At 74.2% G+C, this 19584-nt stretch carries 11 protein-coding genes; 5 read left to right on the top strand and 6 right to left on the bottom strand.

Annotated elements, in window-relative coordinates; genetic code table 11:
- Positions 1 to 529: 529 nt before the first annotated feature.
- A complete protein-coding gene (locus C7M71_RS27330; RefSeq protein ID WP_111490947.1) occupies positions 530 to 1165 on the bottom strand; it encodes a winged helix-turn-helix transcriptional regulator in 636 nt (211 codons plus the stop codon).
- A 102-nt stretch (positions 1166 to 1267) separates the two neighbouring features.
- On the opposite strand from C7M71_RS27330, the gene C7M71_RS27325 reads away from it, so the two are divergent.
- The 4 genes from C7M71_RS27325 (at position 1268) to C7M71_RS27310 (ending at position 7627) form a co-directional block, all read left to right on the top strand.
- Positions 1268 to 2479, top strand: coding sequence for a pyridoxal phosphate-dependent aminotransferase (locus tag C7M71_RS27325; RefSeq protein WP_111490948.1), 1212 nt, complete (start codon positions 1268 to 1270; stop codon positions 2477 to 2479).
- A 364-nt stretch (positions 2480 to 2843) separates the two neighbouring features.
- Positions 2844 to 3509 (top strand): SigE family RNA polymerase sigma factor, encoded by a 666-nt coding sequence (locus tag C7M71_RS27320; protein ID WP_322975204.1) that lies wholly within the window; start codon positions 2844 to 2846, stop codon positions 3507 to 3509.
- Positions 3509 to 4492: a hypothetical protein gene (locus C7M71_RS27315; RefSeq protein WP_114914606.1), complete on the top strand. Its 984-nt coding sequence runs from the start codon at positions 3509 to 3511 to the stop codon at positions 4490 to 4492. The genes C7M71_RS27320 and C7M71_RS27315 overlap by 1 nt, the downstream gene beginning before the upstream one ends.
- An 87-nt stretch (positions 4493 to 4579) precedes the next feature.
- Positions 4580 to 7627 carry a S8 family serine peptidase gene (locus tag C7M71_RS27310; protein ID WP_229758950.1) on the top strand — a complete coding sequence of 1016 codons (3048 nt, stop codon included), beginning with the start codon at positions 4580 to 4582 and terminating at the stop codon, positions 7625 to 7627.
- Positions 7628 to 7779: 152 nt separating this feature from the next.
- Here the strand turns inward: C7M71_RS27310 and C7M71_RS27305 are convergent, their stop codons facing one another.
- The 5 genes from C7M71_RS27305 to C7M71_RS27285 form a co-directional block, all read right to left on the bottom strand.
- Positions 7780 to 10263: a glycosyl hydrolase family 95 catalytic domain-containing protein gene (locus C7M71_RS27305; protein ID WP_407675950.1), complete on the bottom strand. Its 2484-nt coding sequence runs from the start codon at positions 10261 to 10263 to the stop codon at positions 7780 to 7782.
- A 202-nt stretch (positions 10264 to 10465) separates the two neighbouring features.
- Positions 10466 to 12469: a beta-galactosidase gene (locus tag C7M71_RS27300; RefSeq protein WP_111491486.1), complete on the bottom strand. Its 2004-nt coding sequence runs from the start codon at positions 12467 to 12469 to the stop codon at positions 10466 to 10468.
- Between the two features lie 26 nt (positions 12470 to 12495).
- Positions 12496 to 13431, bottom strand: coding sequence for a carbohydrate ABC transporter permease (locus C7M71_RS27295; RefSeq protein WP_111491487.1), 936 nt, complete (start codon positions 13429 to 13431; stop codon positions 12496 to 12498).
- Positions 13428 to 14441 carry an ABC transporter permease gene (locus C7M71_RS27290; protein ID WP_111491488.1) on the bottom strand — a complete coding sequence of 338 codons (1014 nt, stop codon included), beginning with the start codon at positions 14439 to 14441 and terminating at the stop codon, positions 13428 to 13430. Before C7M71_RS27290 ends, C7M71_RS27295 begins: the two co-directional genes overlap by 4 nt.
- A gap of 53 nt (positions 14442 to 14494) precedes the next feature.
- Positions 14495 to 16192: an extracellular solute-binding protein gene (locus C7M71_RS27285; protein WP_111491490.1), complete on the bottom strand. Its 1698-nt coding sequence runs from the start codon at positions 16190 to 16192 to the stop codon at positions 14495 to 14497.
- Positions 16193 to 16614: 422 nt separating this feature from the next.
- Between C7M71_RS27285 and C7M71_RS27280 the strand changes: the two genes are divergently transcribed.
- Positions 16615 to 19542 carry a glycoside hydrolase family 3 protein gene (locus C7M71_RS27280; protein WP_111491492.1) on the top strand — a complete coding sequence of 976 codons (2928 nt, stop codon included), beginning with the start codon at positions 16615 to 16617 and terminating at the stop codon, positions 19540 to 19542.
- Positions 19543 to 19584 lie beyond the last annotated feature (42 nt).

Genomic DNA, 19584 nt, shown 5'->3' with positions numbered 1-19584 from the left:
GGGCCCTGCGACGGTGGGGAGGTGGGCCGGGCTGAGGCGGGGAGGCGGGCGGGGACGTGCGCCCATCGGCCGCCCAAGGCCAGGCGGCGGGACGGACGGCCGGAGGCGGCGGGCGATCGGCCGACAACGGTGAGCCCCGGCTGGGCGGAGGCGGGAAAGCTGGCAGAGGCGGGGGTCAACCGGCCACCAACACGGCGGGTCGGGCGGAGGCGTGCGCCCATCGGCCGCCCAAGGCAAAGCGGCGGGACGGACGGCCGGAGGCATCGAGCAATCGGCCGACAACGGTGAGGCCCCAGCCGGGCGGAGGCGGGAAAGCTGGCAGAGGCAGGGGTCAATCGGCCACCAACGCGGCGGGGTCGGGCGGAGGCGTGCGCCCATCGGCCGCCCAAGGCCAGGCGGCGGGGCGGACGGCCGGAGGCGGCGGGCAACCGGCCGTCAACGGTGAGGCCCGCGCAAGGCGGAGGCCGGAAGGCTGGCAGAGACGGAGGTCAATCGGCCACCAACGCGGCGGGCCGGGCCGGGGTGGGGGTCAGTCGGCGGTGCGTAGGGCTTTGGCCAGGGGGGTGTCGCCGGAGATGGTGAGGCGGGCCTGGTGGAGGGCGGCGCCGAGGGTGGTGCGGCCGTCGGCGAGGGCGGCGGCGGTGGCGTCGTCCAGGGTGAGTACGGCGTCGGGGTGGTCGGCCGGGCCGTCGGCGTAGTGCGGGTCGGCCGGGTCGAGCAGCAGGTGGAAGGGGCCGCCGGGGAGCCGTACCTCGGCGGTGCCGGCCGCGCCGGGGGCGGCCCGGTCCAGGGCCCGCAGCAGCGGCAGCGCCGACCAGTGGCTGCGGACCGCGTCGGTGGGGCCGGGTTCGCCCAGGCCGGCGGCGCCCCAGGTGGCCAGGGCGGCGAGCACGGGCTGGAGGGCGCGTCCGCGCGGGGTGAGGGCGTACAGGTGGGTGCCTGCCGCGCGGCCGACGCGGCGCCGCTCGACCAGTCCGTCGGCCTCCAGCTCCTTCAGCCGGGAGGCCAGGACGTCCGTGGAGACGCCGGGCAGGTCGGCGTGGAGGTCGGTGTAGCGGCGCGGTCCGGCGAGGAGTTCCCGGACGATCAGCAGGGTCCAGCGTTCCCCCACGGTGTCCAGGGCTCGGGCGACGGCGCAGTAGTGGGCGTAGCTTCGGCGCGGCATGGGGCCAGCATAGCCATATGGTTGGACTTTCCAAGTCCACACTTGGTAGAACCAAGGAGCGGCCGTCGGGCCGCCTCAGGTCCCACGATCGGGAGGCCGCACATGGAGTTCCGGCAGTCCAGCAAGCTCGCGGGTGTGTGCTACGAGATCCGGGGCCCGGTGATCGAGCAGGCCAACGCCCTGGAGGAGGCCGGGCACAGCGTCCTGCGCCTGAACACCGGCAATCCGGCGCAGTTCGGGTTCGAGGCCCCGGAGGAGATCCTTCAGGACATCATCCGCAACCTGCCCCGGGCGCACGGCTACAGCGACGCGCGCGGCATCCTGCCCGCCCGCCGCGCGGTGGCGCAGTACTACCAGCAGCGGGGCGTGGAGGGCGTCGGGGTGGACGACGTCTTCCTCGGCAACGGCGTCTCCGAGCTGGTCTCGATGGCCGTCACGGCGCTGGTCGACGACGGGGACGAAGTCCTGGTACCGGCACCGGACTTCCCGCTCTGGACGGCGGTGACCCGACTGGCCGGCGGCCGGGCGGTGCACTACCTCTGCGACGAGCAGTCGGACTGGTTCCCGGACCTGGACGACATCGCCGCCAAGATCACCGACCGCACCCGGGCGATCGTGGTCATCAACCCCAACAACCCCACCGGGGCGGTCTATCCGCGCGAGATCCTGGAGGGCATCCTGGACCTCGCCCGCCGCCATCACCTGATGGTCCTGGCCGACGAGATCTACGACAAGATCCTGTACGACGGCGTGGAGCACCACTGCCTGGCCGCGCTCGCCCCCGATCTGGTGGTGCTGACCTTCAACGGCCTCTCCAAGTCCTACCGGGTGGCCGGGTTCCGCTCCGGCTGGCTGGTGGTCACCGGGCCCAAGCAGCACGCCAGGGACTACCTGGAGGGCCTCACCATGCTCGCCGGGATGCGGCTCTGCCCCAACGTCCCGGCGCAGTACGCGGTGCAGGCGGCGCTCGGCGGCCGGCAGTCGATCGAGGACCTGGTGCTGCCGACCGGGCGGCTGGCCGAGCAGCGCGATGTGGCGTACCGGGCGCTCAACGACATCCCCGGGGTGAGCTGCGTCAAGCCCCGGGGCGCGCTGTACGCCTTCGCGCGGCTGGACCCGGCGGTGCACCGGATCGAGGACGACGAACGGTTCGTCCTGGACCTGCTGCTCCGCGAGAAGATCCATATCGTGCAGGGCACCGGTTTCAACTGGCCGCGCCCCGACCACTTCCGCATCCTCACCCTGCCCCGGGCGGACGACCTGGAGGTCGCCATCAGCCGGATCGGGCGCTTTCTGGCGGGGTACCGCCAGTAGCCCCCGGGGGTCCCGTTCCGGGCTGCCGCGGCCGCCCGGAAGCAGCCCGGAAGCAGCCCGTACGGCGTCGAAACAGGCGTCCCCAAGCCCTCGCGCAGGCCCTCCGGATCACGTCAACCCACGGACTGCGGAGGGCTGTTGAGCACTTTCCACCATCGATAGGAAATGCCCACGTCAATACGCTGGGGCCGACCCGGGCAACGCTGCTACTCTCATGCAACCCGCGACACGCAGCCGAACGCCGTGCACACGTACGGTATCCGCCGAGCCGCTCGCCGCGGACGACCCTCGGGCCGCATCGGCCCGGAGGCCCTGGACGCATCGGCCGGGGCAGCACAGGGCCGGCCTGAGCCCACGCCGCACCGTGGGCAGGCACGGAGGGAGAGCGGAGATTCCCCAGGACACTGCCGATGCTCGGGAGTTCCACGAGTTCTTCGAGCGCCACCACGCGGAACTCTCCCGCCTCGCGCATCTGCTCACCGGCGACCCCGACTCCGCCGACGACCTCGCCGCCGATGCGCTGGTCGAGGTCTGGCGCCACTGGGACCGGGTCCGGGCCGCCGACCGCCCGGCCGCCTACGCCCGAGGGGTCGTCACCAACCTTGCCCGCAACCGCATCCGCTCCCTCACCCGGGAGCGCCGCCGCGTCGGCGTGGTGGCCGCGCTCTGGCGGGAGCGCTTCGACGACCCGGACGTGCCCGCCGTGATCGATGTGCGTACCGCCCTGGACCGGCTGCCGTTCCGCAAGCGGGCCTGCGTGGTCCTCCGCCACGGCTTCGACCTCTCCGAGCAGGAGACCGCCAAGGTGCTCGGCATCTCGGTGGGCACCGTGAAGAGCCAGACCTCACGCGGCGCCGCCCAACTGGAGGCACTGCTGCGGTCGGGCGCCGGGGGTGCCCCGTACGATGCCGGGGGACCCGCCGTCGGCCCGGCCGACGGCAACCCGGCCGCCCGGCGCAGACCGGCGCCGACGCGACGCCGCGGACGGCGCTCGGTAGCGGCCGTCGGCGGCAACCGGGAGGAGGAGTGATGCCTGGCCAGGAGCACGACCGCGGGGCCGACCGGGACGGCCGGCTGCGCCCCGCGCTGCGTGCCGAGGCCGCCCGGCACACGCCCGACCGGGAGTACATCCTCCGCCGTGTCGAGCAGGCGCAGTTGGAGGACCGGTACGGCCCCGGGCCCGCGACCCCCGCCCGGCAGGTGCTCGGCCGCCCGGTGCGGATCTCCGGCCTCGGGGCGGTGCTCGGCTCGCTGCTGCTGGTCGGCGGCGCGGCGGCCTGGGCGGTGGCCGCCCTCCAGGAGGAAGACCGCCCCTCCATCCGGATCTCCGACGGCCCGCTCGCCCCGGCCCTCCCGGGCGGCGTCTCCCCGACCGCCCCCGCCCCCGGCAGCCCGGCGCCCTCCGGGGCCCCCTCCCCCGATGCGTCGACCCGGCGGCCCGCCGCCCCCTCCGGGGCCGCCGACGGGTCCGCCGAAGGGGCCGCCGGCGGGTCCGCCGTGGAGGGCGCATCGGCCCCCGCCACCGGCACCGGCGTCGCGACCGGCGCGGGGACGGCCACTGCCACGACGGAGGGTCCGGCGACCGGCGCCCCGCCCGGCGGCAACTCCGACGGCCTGCTGCGGGACCGCTTCCTGGCGGCCGGCGGCTCGGTGGACGCGCACTCCACCGAGACCTGGACGCAGAGCAATGTCACCGTCGACACCCGGGTACCGCTGCGGGACCTCCAGGTGGAGGTGCGGATCGCCCGCACCCCGGACGTCAGCAGCACCGGCTCCTGGACCACGGCCGGGCCCGCCGACATCATCGCGGAGACCGACGCCAGCGACAGCGAGATCGTCTACCGCTTCCGGCTGCGCGAGGGCGTGGTGCTGCCGCCCGGCCGGTATGTCTTCGCCGCCCAGTACAACCACGCGGAGGGCGTCCGGGACGCCACCCGGGACCGCTGGACGGCCTCGGCCTCGGGGACCGGCGGCTCGGACGGGTCCGCCTCGCTGCACGGCGACTTCTTCTGACCCGACGTCTCCCGAGACCCCGCCCCGTGCGGGGCGCACCATCGCCCATCCATCCGCATGTCCTACGTCAGGGGGAGGACCCTCACCGTGGTGTTTCGTCGCAGGTCCCGGCTGATAGGCCTGGTCCTGGGCCCCGTCGTGGCCGCCGCCGTGCTCACCGGAGCGGCGCCCGGCCTGGCGGCCTCGCCGCCCTCCGCGCCCACCGACGGCCCGGGCGCCGACGGTCCGGCCGCCGCCGGTCCGTACACGGACGGCCTGTACATCGTCCAACTCGCCGAAGCCCCCGTCGCCTCCTACGGCGGCGGCATCAGGGGTCTGGCCGCCACCCGGCCGCAGCCGGGCGGGAAGGTGGACCCCGGCTCCTCGGCCACCCGCTCCTACCGGGGCCATCTGGAGGCGCGGCGCAAGCAGGTGCTGGCGCGGGTGCCCGGGGTACGGCCGGTGTACGCCTACGACTACGCCTTCAATGGCTTCGCCGCCCGGCTCACGGCCCGTCAGGCCGCCCGGCTGGCGGCCGAGCAGGGCGTGGTCTCGCTGGAGCGCAACCAACTGCTGGACGTGGACACCGTCTCCACCGCCCGCTTCCTCGGCCTGTCGGGCAGCGGCGGGGTCTGGGAGCGGCGGTTCGGCGGTGCCGCGCACGCCGGGGAGGGCGTGGTCATCGGCATGGTGGACTCGGGGTACTCCCCCGACAGCCCGCTCTTCGCCCCGCTGCCCGAGCCCCGGCCCGACGCCAGGGCCATCGCCCGTACCTGGAAGGGGACCTGCGACCACGGCGAGCAGGCTCCGGTGACCTGCAACAACAAGGTGATCGGTGCCCGCTACTACCACCAGGGCGTCACCCCGGTCGCCGGTGAGTACCTCTCGCCGCGCGACTACGGCGGCCATGGCACCCACACCGCCTCCACCGCCGCCGGCGACTCCGGCGTACCCGTTGTGATCAACGGCAATGCGGTGGGCGAGGCGACCGGCATGGCCCCGGCCGCCCGGCTGGCGATCTACAAGGCGTGCTGGGTCGTCGACGCGGACAACAACCTCTCCTGCGGGACCGCGGACACCGTGGCCGCCGTCAACCAGGCGGTCGCCGACGGCGTGGACGTGATCAACTACTCCGTCTCCGGCTCCACCGGCTCGGTGGTGAACTCGGTGGAGTCGGCCTTCTACAACGCCGCCCACGCCGGGGTGTTCGTCGCCACCGGGGCCGGCAACACCGGCACCGCCGGCAGCGTCTCGCACAACGCGCCGTGGGAGATGACGGTCGCCGCCTCCACCCATGACCGCCGCTACCGCGCCACGCTCGCCCTCGGCGACGGGCGCAGCTTCACCGGCGTCGGCACCGGCGCGGCCGTGGAGAGCGCACCGCTGGTGACCGCCTCGGCGGTGGGCAGGGACGGCGCGAACTCCGGCCAGGTGTCCGAGTGCTGGTCCGGCACGCTCGACCCGGTCAAGGCGGCGGGCGCGATCGTGGTCTGCCGACGCGGTGGCAATGACCGCACCGAGAAGTCCGCGGCGGTGCAGGAGGCCGGCGGCGTCGGCATGGTCCTGTACAACCCGACGGCCAACTCGCTGGACGCCGACTTCCACCATGTGCCGACCGTGCACCTGGACCAGGTCGCCGGGGCGCAGGTCGCGGCGTACGCGGCCACGCCCGGCGCCACCGCTTCGCTCGCCGCCTCCGAGGTCTGGACGGCGCCCGCGCCCGCCATGGCCGACTTCTCCTCCACCGGCCCCGCCTCGGCCGGCGGCGGCGACCTGCTGAAGCCCGATGTCACGGCGCCCGGCGTGGATGTGATCGCCGGGGTCGCCCCCGACACGGCGGACGGCAACGGGTTCGGGGCCATGTCGGGCACCTCGATGGCCGCCCCGCATGTCGCCGGGCTCGCCGCGCTGCTGCTCTCCCGCCACCCCGGATGGTCCCCGGCCGAGGTCCAGTCGGCGCTGATGACCACCGCGTACACCACCGACAACCAGGGCGGCCCGATCAAGGACGCCGCAGGCCGGACCGCCACCCCGTTCTCCTACGGCTCCGGCCATGTGGACCCCGCCCGTGCCTTCGACCCGGGGCTGGTCTACCGGGCGGGCCAGCGGGACTGGCAGGAGTACGCCTGCGCGATCGGCCAGCAACTGCCCGCCGTCACCGGGGCCCGCGACTGCGCCCGGGTCCGGCGGACCGACCCCAGCGACCTCAACTACCCGTCGCTGGCGGTCGCTGCGCTGGCCGGTCGGCAGACCCTGGTGCGCACGGTGACCAATGTGGACAGCCGCCGGGCCTCCTACCGGGTGCAGGTCGACGCCCCACCCGGCTTCACCGCCGAGGTCAGGCCCGCAGCGTTCACCCTGCGGCCCGGCAAGAGCGCCCGGTACCGGGTCACCCTGACCCGCACCACGGCGCCGCTGGGCAGCTGGGCCTTCGGCGCGCTCACCTGGACCGACGGCACCCATGCGGTGCGGTCCCCGATCGCGGTCAAGCCGGTGGCGCTGGCGCCCGCGCCGGAGGCGGCCGGGCACGGCACCCGGGGGTCCATGGCGCTGCGCCCGCAGGCGGGCTACGCGGGCACCCTGAACGCCCGGGTCCGGGGGCTCTCCCCGGCCGAGGTCACCGTGCACCCGCTGCGGAACGCCACCGGGGTGGCCTTTGACACCGCCCGGCCCACGGTCGGCGACCACACGGCGAGCCGGTCGGTCACCGTGCCCGCCGGGACCAAGCTGCTGCGCTTCGGGACCTTCGCCGACGACTACCGCCGGGGCACCGATGTGGACCTCTACCTGTACAAGCAGTCCGCCACCGGCGCGCTGACCCTGTACGCCACCGCCGCCACGGCCGGTACCGCGACCGAGGCGGTCCAGGTGCGCAGCCCGGCCGCCGGTCAGTGGGTGGTCTACGCCGACCTGCGCTCCGCCCCGGCCGACGCGGGTGACACCCGGGTGGCCGTCGACGGCTGGCTGCTGGACGGCAGCACGGCGGGCAATGCCATCGCCGCCCCCGAGTCGGCGGCCGTGGCCATCGGCGACCGGCCGCGCTTCCGGCTGAGCTGGTCGGGCCTGGAGCCCGGCCACCGCTACCTGGGCTCGGTGGTCTGGGACGACGGCGCGGTGGTGCAGGGCTACACGGAGGTGCAGGCGGCCACCGGCTGAGCCGGAACGTACCCGCGCGCACCGGCAACGGCTCCGCAACCAGGGGACGGCGGGCAGACCCCCGCCGTCCCCTGTCGGATCACCTGGTCACCCCGTCACCAGGTCACCCCGTCACCAGGCACCCCGTCACCAGGCACCCCGTCAGCGCCCGGTCACCGCCCCTGCGGCGGCACCGAGGGCTCGGCGGTGACCACCACCTCCTGGCCGGCCGGCAGCTCGATCCGCACGGCCCCGGCCGCGCCCCGGGGCAGCGCCGGGCCGCCCGCGATGCGCACCCCGGTCACCGGGCGGCCGATGCGCAGCGAGACGGTCCGGTCGGTCTCGGAGCGGAGCACCGCCCTGATCCGCCCGGCGGGCAGGTCCCAGCCGAGTTCGGTGACGGTGGCGCCGAACCGGGTGCGGACGCCCGACAGGGTCCCGGTGGGGAGCGTGTCGGGCAGGGCGGGCAGCAGGGTGAGCCGACCCGCGCCGTCCGGCCCGGCGGGGCGGGAGCGCACCAGCATCTCGATCAGCACGCCGGGCAGCGCATGCGCCACATCGGCGTTGTAGACGTCCCGGTAGGGATAGTGGCTGCTCATCAGCGACCGGAAGAAGAAGTCCCGGTCGAGCAGCCGGGAGAGGTTGCGGGCGGCCCAGCCGGCGTCCTCCAGGCGGGCGGCGGCCAGTGCGCGGTGCAGATAGCCGTGGCCGGAGTCGTTCTCGTCGCCGCGCAGCCGCAGCGCGGTGCGGGCGGCCTCGGCCAGCTCCGGGGTCTCCTCCGGGGTGATCTCGTCGAGCGGCCAGACCGGGTAGAGGTGGCTGATGTGCCGGTGGTCGTAGCTGTCCTCGTGGTCGGGCCAGGCCCATTCGGCGAGCGCGCCGTCCTTGTTGACGCGGTAGTCGGGGAGGCGGGCGGCGAGCTGCCGCCAGAGGGCGGTGCGCTCCGGGGTGACCCCGTCGGGGAACAGCCGGGAGCAGAGGTCTGCGGCGGTGGAGAGGGCGTGCCGGGCGGCGGCGATGTCCATGGTGGCGTTGACGGAGGCGACGGGGCCGCCGGTGCCGCCGCCGGGCCGGTTCTCCGGGGAGTACGACGGCACGATGAGGACCCGGCCGTCGGGGCCGGTGCGGGTGAGGAAGTCCTCGTAGAAGGCGGCCGTCTCGATCAGCGCGGGCAGCAGCCGGCCGCGCAGGAACTCCTCGTCGCCGGTGGTCTCCGCGTGCTCCAGCAGCGGTTGGAGCAGCCAGTCGGCGCCGGCGGTCCACATGTGGTGCGCCCAGACGCCGTTGAAGTGGTACTGGTTGCCGTTCTCCCCGTCGGTGTGGGCGGGGGCGACCACGCCCCGGGTGCCGTAGAGCAGCCGGGCGTTGCGGCGCCAGTCGTCCAGTTGGCCGAGGACCAGTTCGGCGTGGGCCAGCGACACCTCGGGCAGGTCGGCGGCGGCGGCGGAGGCGATCTGGAGGTTGAGGTTGGCGTTGGTGGTGAAGGCGCCGGACCAGGCGGTGTTCCAGTCGCCGGTCCAGAGCCCGCAGAGCCGGGGCGGCCGGTAGCCGCTGGCGCTCAGCAGGTGGTAGCGGCCGGCCGCGAAGAGCTGCTCCAGCAGCGCGGGGGTGAGCCGTCCCGGGGTGGCGGCCTGGCGTTCCAGCAGCTCGGCGATGGGCAGCGCCCGCTCGGCCGGGTCGCCGCCCAGGTCGAGGGTGACCCGGTCGTACGCCTCGCGGTGCAGCGGGACATGCCGGGCGAGCAGGCCGAGCAGGTCGTCGGGGAGGTCGTACATCCCGGTGTCCAGCCGGGCCAGCTCGGTGCAGTCGGCGGTGACCGAGCCGCGTGCGGTGCGGGTGAGCAGCAGCATCTCGCGGGCGCCGGTGATCCGGATGCGGGGGCCGTCGCAGACCACCTCGCCGCCGACCGCGATGACCCGGGTGGCGCCCCGGTAGCCGGTCTCGCTCTCGGGGTAGCGGGCGCGCAGCCGCAGCAGGGCGGAGTCGCGGGGGGCGGGGGGCGCGGCCGGGGCGCCGGCGACGGCGGGGGTGGCGAGCGGGCCGGGCCGGTACACCGACCGTACGGCGAGCCGGAGTTCGGGGGGTGAGCCGGGGAGCCTGCCGTCGAGTTCGACGGTGGCCTCCACGGTGCGGCCGACCGGGGCGGCGAGGTGCTGGACGACGGTGTCGTCGGCGCGGGAGGTGAAGCAGGAGGAGCGCCACTCGCCCTCCCCCGGCCCCTCCTGCCAGGCGGCGGAGGCGATGCCGGTGCGGAAGTCGATCCAGCGGCGGTAGCCGGTGGCGGGGCGGGCGTCGGTGCGGTGCCAGCGGACGGCGAAGGCGGGGTGGAACGGCTGGGTGTGGATCAGCTCCCGGTCGCCGGCGAAGCGGCGTACGGCGGTGTCCGGGTCGCCGGCCAGCAGGGCGTCCTGGACCTCGCGGAGCGCCGGGGCCAGGTGGGGCGGCTCGGCCGTGGCGCTGCCGTTGGGGCGGACCATGGCGTGGTGGGTGACCACGGCCGCCTCGTCGGCGGTGGCGCCGTGGACCAGGGCGCCGTGGCGGCCGTTTCCGGTGAGGTAGCAGTCCTCCCAGCGGGTGGCGGGGGCGGTGTCGTGGATACCGCGGCCGCCGGGGGGCGGGACGGCTGCGGGCGCGGCGGGGACGGTCAGCGTGTGCACGCCGGGGGCGGCGTGATCGCTGGAGTCCGCCGGGGTCCGGGAGGCTGCACAGGACGACGTCGTCCGAGCTGCTTCGTGGGGGGACATGGCGGCTGGTCCTCTCGTGAGCGGCAGGGGTGGGGGTTGCTCGTCCCTAGGTGGCCGCCGGATTCCCCAATGGTTGCCACGCTTAACGGATTGTTCTTGTTAAGCGGACGTTCGGTCACTCTGCAGTGGTTTCCGGCCGTAGTACCGCCGCGCCGTAGCGGGGAAGGCGGAGGGTGCCTTCGGTGCTGCGGTTGGTGAGCAGCTCGCGGTACCGGCCCTGGACGGGCACCTCGGTCTGCCGCTCCCCGTGGTTGAGCAGGAAGAGCAGACCGCCCCGGCGCACCGCCTCCACGCCGTCGGGGAGTCCGGGGAGCACGGGGTGGACACCGGCCCGGCGGGCGGCGTCGGCCAGCAGGCCACGCAGTGCCGCCGGTTCGGGGAGGGTGGCGAGGTACCAGGCGGTGCCGGCGCCGGAGGTGGTGCGGGTGACGGCCGGGGTTCCGTCGAGGTCGCCGCCGTTGAGGGCGGCGACCGTCTCGGTGCCGGGGTCGGTGCGCAGGTCCTCGGACCAGAGGGTGCCGGTGAAGGGGCCGAGGGCCGCGGAGTCGCAGCGCACGGTGGCGCCGTCGTCCAGCGGCCACCACTCCTGGGGGTGGACGCCGAGCAGTGCGCGGAGCCTGGCGTCCATGCCGCCGGGGCGGAGGGTGTCGGTGGGGTCGGCGATGCCGCTGAAGAACCCGGTGACCAGGGTGCCGCCGCCGTGCACATACCGGACCAGGTTGTCGACGGCGGCGTCGGAGGCGAGGTAGAGGGTGGGGACGGCGACCAGGCGGTAGCGGGAGAGGTCGGCCTCGGGGTGGGCGAAGTCGGCGGTGAGGTGCTCGTCCCAGAGGGCGCCGTGCCAGGCGTACAGCAGCTCGGGGGCGGTGATCCGGGCGGAGGGGCGGCCGGGCTGCTCCAGGGCCCACCAGCTGTGCCAGTCGTGCAGGACGGCGATGTCGGCGCGGACGTCGGTGCCCACGGCCTCGCCGAGCAGCCGCAGTTCGGCGCCGAGTGCCCGGATGCGGCGGTGCCCGGGGCTGTCCGGGCCGGCGTGCGGGACCATCGCGGAGTGGAACTTCTCGGCGCCGGAGCGGGAGGCCCGCCACTGGAAGAAGAGCAGGGCGTCGGCGCCCCGGGCGACCGACTGGAGGGACTGGAGCCGCAGCAGCCCTTCGGGCTTGGGGCGGTTGACGGGCCGCCAGTTGACGGCGGAGGCGGCCTGCTCCATGACCATCCAGGGGCCGCCGGCCAGGGAGCGGGTGAGGTCGTGGTTGGCGGCGGCGAAGGCGGCGGCGCGGGGGTCGGCGGGGTCGGGGTAGAGGTCGAGGGAGACGGCGTCCTCGGCGGCGGCGAAGGCCCAGCTGTCGATGCCCTTGTAGAGGGCCATGAAGTTGGTGGTGACGGGGACGTCGGGGGTGTGGCGGCGCAGGATGTCGCGTTCGGCGGTGAAGCACTCCAGCAGGACGTCGGAGCTGAACCGCTGGAAGTCCAGCGTCTGGGCGGGGTTGGGCAGGTAGGGGGCGCTGCGGGGCGCGGTGACGGTGGACCAGTCGCTGTGCGCCTGGCTCCAGAAGGCGGTGCCCCAGGCGTGGTTGAGGCCGTCCAGGTCGCCGTACCGCTGCCGCAGCCAGTCGCGGAACCGGGCGGAGGTCTCGGCGCAGTGGCAGACCGGGCCGAGTTCATTGGAGATGTGCCAGATCCGCAGCGCGGGGTGGCCGGCGTAGCGGGCCGCGAGATCCTCGACCAGGGCGTGGGCGTGGTCGCGGTAGGCGGCGGAGGAGGGGCAGTACTGGTTGCGGGAGCCCCACCAGAGGGTGGTGCCGTCGGCGGTGACCGGCAGGGTCTCGGGGTGGCGCTCGCCGAGCCAGGGCGGCGGGGAGGCGGTGGGGGTGGCGAGGCAGGCGTCGATGCCGCCGCCGTGCAGCAGGTCGAGGACGCGGTCGAGCCAGCCGAAGTCCCGGGCGCCGGGGCGGGGTTCGAGGCGGGCCCAGGAGAAGACGCCGACGGTGGCGGTGGTGACTCCGGCCCGGCGCATCAGGGCGATGTCCTGGGGCCACACCTCCTCGGGCCACTGCTCGGGGTTGTAGTCGCCGCCGTAGAGGATGCGGCCTCGGGTGGCGTCGTGCAGCGAGGGCATGGGTGGTGGTCTCCTGAGGGGCGGGGTCAGCCCTTGACGGCGCCGATGAGCATGCCCTTGGTGAAGTGCTTCTGGACGAACGGGTAGACGCAGACCACCGGGATCAGGGCGAGCATCATGACGGCCATCTGCACCGAGAGGGCGGGGATCTGCATGGAGTCGATGGCCTGGGACATGCCCGGCGGCGGCTGGTGCTGGATCACAAAGGCGCGCATGATCAGCTGGAGCGGCCACTTGTCGGTGTCGTTGATGTAGAGGCTGGCGTTGAACCAGGCGCTCCAGTAGCCGACGGCGTAGAAGAGCGAGATGACGGCGACCACGGCGCGGGAGAGCGGCAGCACGATCACCAGCAGGATGCGCCACTCGCCGGCGCCGTCGATCTTGGCGCTGTCGACCAGTTCGGGGGCGACGCCCATGAAGAAGGCGCGCAGCACGAAGATGTTGAAGACGGAGACGGCGCTGGGCAGGATCAGCGCCCAGTAGCTGTTGATCAGGCCCAGGTTGCCGACCAGCAGATAGGTGGGGATCAGTCCGGCGCCAAAGAACATGGTGACCAGCAGGGTGATCAGGATCGGCCGGTGGGCGAAGGTGCCGGGGCGGGAGAGCCCATAGGCGGCGAGCACCGAGACCGCCATGCTGAGGGCGGTGCCGACCACGGTGATGCCCAGGCTGACGACCACGGCGCGGGTGACGGCGCCGCCGCCGAGGATCTCGCGGTAGGCGGCGAAGGTGATGGACTTGGGCACGATCACCAGGCCGCCGGCGTCGGTGATGGTCCGGTAGTCGGAGAGGCTGGTGACCAGGACGACCCAGAGCGGCCCGAGGATGGCCAGGCAGACCCCGGTGAGGGTGATCCCCTTGAGGCCCTGGACAACCGGGCCGGGCTCCTCCTCCCAGGCGGGCCGCCGGTCGTCGCGGCGCGCTGCCCGGCCGGCGTCGGTGGGCGGGACCGTTGCGGTCATCGCGCGTACACCCCCTGCTCGCCCAGCTTGTGGGCGGCCTTGTTGGCGAGCAGCACCATGGCGAGGCTGAAGAGTCCCTTGACCAGCCCGGCCGCCGCCGCATAGGAGAAGTCGCCGGTGCGGATGCCGACGAACCAGACATAGGTGTCGAGGACTTCGGAGGCACCGGTGCCCACGGCGTCCCGTTGGAGCAGGATCTGCTCGAAGCCGACGGTGAGCGCGTCGCCGACCCGGAGCACCAGCAGCAGTGCGATGACCGGGCGCAGCGCCGGCAGGGTGACATGCCACATCCGGCGCAGGCGTCCGGCGCCGTCCACGGCGGCGGCCTCGTAGAGGTCCTGGTTGACGGCGCTGAGCGCGGCCAGGAAGACGATCACGCCCCAGCCGGCGTCCTTCCAGACCGCCTGGGCGGTGAGCAGGAACTTGAACAGCCCCGGGTCGGTCATCAGGTCGAAGCCCTCGATGCCGTGCTGCCGCAGATTCTGGGCGATCAGGCCGGCGCCGCCCAGCATCTGCTGGAAGACGGTGATGACCAGCACCCAGGAGAAGAAGTGCGGCAGGTAGAGCACGCTCTGCACGGCGGTGCGGACCTTGCTGCTGAGGACGCTGTTGAGCAGCAGTGCCAGCAGGATGGGGATGGGGAAGTAGAGCACCAGCTGGACAGAGGTCAGGGTGAGGGTGTTGGCCACCGCGTCCCAGAAGAGGCTGTCCTCGAAGATCCGCTGGAAGTTGGCGAAGCCGACCCAGGGGCTGCCGGAGATCCCGCCGCTGTAGGGGTCGTACTCCTGGAAGGCGACGACATTGCCCAGCAGCGGGATGTAGTTGAAGACCAGGACGAGGCCGAGTGCGGGCAGGCACATGAGCAGCAGGACCCGGTCGCGCCGGAACCGCTGCCACCGGGTGATGCCCTTGGCGGGCGCGGCGGTCCGCCGTCCGGCGGCGGGGCTCCGCTGCGGCGGTACCGTGGCGGCCTTCCGCTGGTCGGGGGCTGTTCGGGCCCTGGTGCTCATCGTCTGCTCCGCTCGGTGGGTGCGCACCGGCCCCCTCCGGGCCGGCGGGGGTGTCAGGCTCCGCTGCCGCTCCGGTCGAGGATCTGCTGGTAGAAGTCGCGCAGCTGGTCGCCGCCGTTCCTGCGCCAGTCGGAGACGGCGGACTGCACATCGCTCATCTTCTTGCGGCCCCGGTGGACGTCCTTGCGCAGGTCGTCGAAGGAGTTGTAGAGGGAGGCGAAGCGGGTGGGCTCCTGGATCTGCATATTGAAGAAGAGCGGCTTCTTGGCGAAGGCCGCGTTCCTGGCCATCCAGGCGCAGTAGTCGCGGACCACCTCGGGGTGGTCGGGGTAGGCGATGGCCTTGTCGGGGGAGGCGATGAACTCGTAGCTGGAGACGACCTCCTTGATGCCCCGTTCGGTCTTGGTGGGGGTTCCCTTGCTGTCCCGGGTGTAGTGGACGCCCTCGACGCCGTACTGGACCAGCAGGTACTCCTTGGTGCCGAAGGGGGCCGCGCAGAAGTCGGCGATGGCCAGGCACTCCTCGATCCGGTCCTTGGGGAGCTTCTTGTTGAGGAAGCTGAAGATGCCGGCCTGGTTGCCGAGGTAGAGGACCGGGTCGCCGCCCTGGGCGCCGAAGAAGTCCATGCCCTTGATGCGGAACTCCGGGTTGGGCTTGGCCTGTTCGAAGGTGAGGCCGTACCAGGCGGCGGAGCCGTCGTTCATCATGAGGGTCTGGCCGGAGGTGAAGCGGGTCTTGCTGTCATTGGTGGCGGCGACGGCGTCGGGGTGGACCACCCCGGCGGCGAAGAGCTTCCTGGTCCACTCCATGGCCTCCAGGTACTCCGGCGTCTCCACCAGGTGGACCAGCTTGCCGTCCTTCAGCTGCCAGTAGTTGGGGGCGGTGCCGGGTACGCAGCCGAAGAGGATCTGCGCCGAGTACCACATGTCGTCGCAGGCCCAGACCTTGGCCTTGGCGTCGGTGATCTCCTTGGCCAGTGCGAGGAAGGCGTCGGGGCTGGTGGGGACGGTGTAGCCGTTCTTCTCGAAGACGTCCGCCCGGTAGTAGACGATCTCGCCGCCGAGCGGGGAGGAGGGCATCGGCAGGCCGCGCAGCTTGCCGCCGAAGACGGACATCTGCCAGGCGCCGGTGGGGATGGCGGCCAGGTTGGGGTACTTCTTCACGGCGTCGCCGGCCAGATAGGGGCCGAGGTCGGCGAACTTGGCGCTGACCGCGTCGGGGATGCGGCCGTTGAGGTTCCAGCCGGGGATCACCACGATGTCGGCGATGTCGTCGGAGGCCAGCACCGCGCCGATCTTGTCCTGGTAGGTGTTGCCGTCCTGCTGCTGGAAGGTGAGGTCCGCGCCGATGGCCTCGTTGAGCGCGGAGAAGTACTTGCTGCCCTTCTCCGGGACCGCGCCCCAGAGCGGGGAGATCACGGTGTAGGCGCCGCCCTTTCCGGCCTTGCCCCGCACCGAGGACTCGAGCTCGGCGGGGAAGGTCAGGAAGCCGGGGCTGGCGCCGTTCTGCCCGGGGATGTCGGGGGTCACCACCTGGGACGGCAGATAGGCCGGCAGGACGTCCGCGAGCGCCTTGCCGGTGGCGACGCCGCCCTTGGCGGGGCTGCCGCCCGACGCGGAGGTGCAGGCCGTGAGCAGGCCGCCGCCGGCGGCGACCGCGGCGACGGCCGCCGCCGAGCCGAGGAAGGTCCGGCGGCCGAGCACCGGACCGGCGGCGGGGGCGTCGGGGCGTGCTCTGTCAGCGCTGGTCATGGGGGGTGGCCCTTCGTCGCGCACACGCACGGCGGGCCGCGCGGCGGCTTCGGGGCGCGCGCGGTCCGTCCGTCGGCGTGGGAGTGGATGAGGTCGACGGTGCGGCAGTGCTCGGGGGAAGGCAGCTTCGGGGGGCGGTGCGATGGCTCTGTCGAAGCGCTTCAACGTGGCGATGAGGCTAGGACAGACGCGGCTCCCGCACAAGGGTTTGCACGCGCTTCCCCCGGGCAGACCCGACCCGGGCGGCATCGAGCGGGCCTGCGCCCCGTCTCCCAGGCCGAACTCCCAGGGAGGCAACGGCAGGAGAGCGTCCGAGGAGGGGTCGCCGGACCGCCGTGCCCGCCCGTCGGCGCCTTGACACGGGCGCCTCCCGCTGCCAACTTCGAAGCGCTTCGATCACCCCGCCCCGGAGGTACCGCCCCATGGCAGCCGCAGCCGCAGCCGAGCACCGCGACGCACCCCCGGCCGACGCACCTCCGGCCGACGCGCCCTACCGCGACCCGGCCCGGCCGGTCGCCGAGCGGGTCACGGACCTGCTCGGCCGGCTGACCCGCGAGGAGAAGGTGGCGATGCTGCACCAGTACGCACCCGGCATCCCCCGCCTGGGCCTCGCCCCGTTCAAGACCGGCACCGAGGCCCTGCACGGCGTCTCCTGGCTGGGCGAGGCCACCTGCTTCCCGCAGGCCGTCGGCCTCGGCGCCACCTGGAACCGGGACCTGCTGCGCCGGATCGGCGAGGCCGTCTCCACCGAGGTCCGCGCCTTCCACCGCCGCGAGCCCCCCGAGGGCAGGGCCCGGATCAGCCTCAACGTCTGGGCCCCGGTGGTGAATCCGCTGCGCCACCCGCTCTGGGGCCGCAACGAGGAGGGTTACGCCGAGGACCCGCTGCTCACCGCCGCCCTCGCCACCGCGTACACCCGCGGCCTGCGCGGCGACCACCCGCAGTACTGGCGCACCGCCCCCACCCTGAAGCACTTCCTGGCCTACAACAACGAGACCGACCGCTGCACCACCTCCTCCGACCTGCGCCCCCGGGTGCTGCACGAGTATGAACTTCCCTGCTACCGGGGCCCGGTGGAGGCCGGCGCGGTGGCCGCCGTGATGCCCTCGTACAACCTGGTCAACGGCCGCCCCAACCATGTCGGCAGCCACCTCGCCGACCATCTGCGCGCCTGGCCCAACGGCGCCGGTCTGCTGGTGTGCAGCGACGCCGAGGCGCCCTCCAACCTGGTCGCCGCCGAGCGCTACTTCGACGACCACGCGGAGAGCCACGCCGCCGCCCTGCGCGCCGGGGTGGACAGCTTCACCGACCACGGCGAGGACCCCTCGGTCACCGTCCGCCGGATCACCGAGGCGCTGGAGCGCGGCCTGGCCACCGAGGCCGAGGTGGACGCCGCCGTCGCCCGCCAGCTCACCCTGCGGCTGCGGCTCGGCGAACTCGACCCGCAGCTGGACCCGTACGCCGGCATCGGCCCGGAGGTGGTCGACTGCGCCGCCCACCGGGAGCTGGCCCGGGAGGCCGCCCGGCAGTCCGTGGTGCTGCTGCGCAACGCGCCGCGCCCCGGCGGCGGCGGGCCGCTGCTGCCGCTGCCGCCCGGCGCGAAGCTGGCCGTCATCGGCCCCCTCGGCGACGACGTGCTGCGCGACTGGTACAGCGGCTCGCTCCCCTACCGCACCACCCTGCTGGACGCACTGCGCGACCGGCTCGGCGCCGCCTCCGTGGCGTACACCGACGGACTGGACCGGATCGCGCTGCGCTCCACCAGCAGCGGCGGCTACCTCACCGCCGACGCCCGGGGGCTGGTCTCGGCCACCGCCGACGCGGTCGGCGCGGCCGAGGAGTTCGCCGTCCAGGACTGGGGCCACGGCGTCTGCACCCTCCGCGCGGCCGACGGCCGCCACCTCACCACCGACGGATACGGGGTGCTGGCCGCCACCGCCGACCACCCCGACCAGTGGGTGGTCCAGGAGACCTTCCGGCTGGAGCGCGGCACCGACGGCCGGGTGCGCATCCAGCACCTGGGCAGCGGCCGGTGGATCGCGGTCGCCGCCGGCAGCGGCGCGCTCACCGCCTATGCGGCCTCCCGCGACCAGGCCGAGCCATTCGCCCTGCGCACCGTCTCGGCGGGCGCCGAGCGGGCGGCCCGGCTGGCCGCCGAGGCGGACGTCGCCCTGGTGGTGGCCGGCAACGACCCGCACCTCAACGGCCGGGAGACCGAGGACCGCACCGACCTCTCCCTCCCCCCGCACCAGGAGGAGGCGCTGCGGGCGGCGCACGCCGCCAACCCGGCCACCGTGCTGCTGCTCACCAGCAGCTACCCGTACGCGGTGGACTGGGCGGAGCGCACCCTGCCGGCGGTGCTCTGGTCGGCGCACGGCGGCCAGGAGGGCGGCCGGGCGCTCGCCGAGGTGCTGCTGGGCGACCACTCCCCCGCCGGGCGGCTGCCGCAGACCTGGTACCGGGCCGGGCAGCGCCTGCCCGACCTGCTGGACTACGACATCATCGGCTCCCGGGCGACCTACCTCTACCTGGACGAGGAGCCGCTGCACCCCTTCGGCCACGGCCTCTCCTACACCTCCTTCGGCTATGGCGAGGCCCGGGTGGACCGCGCCGAGCTGCCCGCCGACCCGGAGGCCCGGATCACCGTCACGGTGCGGGTGGAGAACACCGGCGACCGGGCGGGCGACGAGGTGGTGCAGCTCTACAGCCGGGCGGTGGACTCCCGGGTACCGACCCCGCTGCGGCGCCTCCAGGACTTCGCCCGGATCACCCTGCGGCCGGGCGAGGCCCGCGAGGTGGCGCTGACCGTGCCGGTGCGGGCGCTGGGCCACTGGGAGGTGGCGCACGACCGCTGGACCACCGACCCCGGCGACTACGAGCTGCTGGTGGGCGCCTCCAGCGCCGACCTCCGCAGCCGGGCGCGGATCACCCTCACCGGTCCGGCGCCGCTCCCCCGGCCGGCCCTGGGCACCGCCGTCCCGGCGCGGGACTTCGACGACTGCGCTGCGGTACGCCTGGTGGACCGCACCCGGGAGCGCGGCGAGGCGGTGGAGAGCGGCGGCGGCGCCCCCGGCGTGCTGGTCTTCCGCGACTGCGACCTGGGCTCCGGCGCGGCGGGGGTCACCCTGGCGGTCTCCCGGACGGCCCCGGGCGCGGCGGCGGTGGAGGTGCACCTGGGGACGCCGGTCCCCGGGGCGGCTCCGGCGGCGGTGGTCTCCGTGCCGTCGACCGGCGGCCGGTACGCCTGGACCGAGGTCTCGGCGGCGGCGGCCGTGCCCGGCGGGGTGCGCGACGTCCACCTGGTGCTGCGCGGGGCGCTGCGGCTGGCGGAGCTGCGGTTCACGCCCTGAACGGGGCCGGTACGCGCCGGGGCCCGGCGGACCGCGAGGGTC

The organism is Peterkaempfera bronchialis (assembly GCF_003258605.2).
In the GTDB taxonomy this organism is placed as follows: Bacteria; Actinomycetota; Actinomycetes; order Streptomycetales; family Streptomycetaceae; genus Peterkaempfera; species Peterkaempfera bronchialis.
This window is presented reverse-complemented; position numbering and strand designations above follow the sequence as displayed.